This window comes from Pseudotenacibaculum sp. MALMAid0570, from assembly GCF_040151415.1.
GTDB lineage: Bacteria > Bacteroidota > Bacteroidia > Flavobacteriales > Flavobacteriaceae > Polaribacter.
Genome location: NZ_JBDKWF010000018.1, coordinates 1 through 448 on the forward strand (window position 1 = coordinate 1; position 448 = coordinate 448).

At 38.4% G+C, this 448-nt stretch carries 1 protein-coding gene; it reads right to left on the minus strand.

The window, feature by feature from the left end; all coding sequences use genetic code 11:
• A partial coding sequence (locus tag AAON49_RS00080; protein WP_349551729.1) for an efflux RND transporter permease subunit occupies positions 1–448 on the minus strand: 448 nt, incomplete at both ends.

Consider the following 448-nt stretch of genomic DNA (forward strand, 5'->3'; position numbering starts at 1 on the left):
ACATCTTGCACCTGTTGAATGGAAATTCCATATCTAGCAATTTTAGTTCTATCAATGTCAATCAATAAATACGGTTTTCCAACAATCCTATCAGCAAAAACGGCTTCATTTTTCACCCCTTCAACCTGTTTCAAAAGGCTCTCTAATTGAAGTCCAAAAGCTTCGATTTCTTTTAAATCTTGCCCTTTGACTTTAATACCCATTGGAGCTCTCATCCCTGTCTGTAGCATTACCAACCTTGTTTCTATCGGTTGTAACTTTGGCGCTGATGTGACTCCTGGAAGTTTCGTTACTCTTACAATTTCTTCCCAAATATCATTTGGACTTTTAATCTTTGGTCGCCAGTTTCTAAAGAATTCACCGTCTGCATCTTCTATTAATTGATATCTTTCGACTGCGCCTGTCTGCCGAACAGGCAGGCTCAAGGTGACATTTTCATTATTATTTG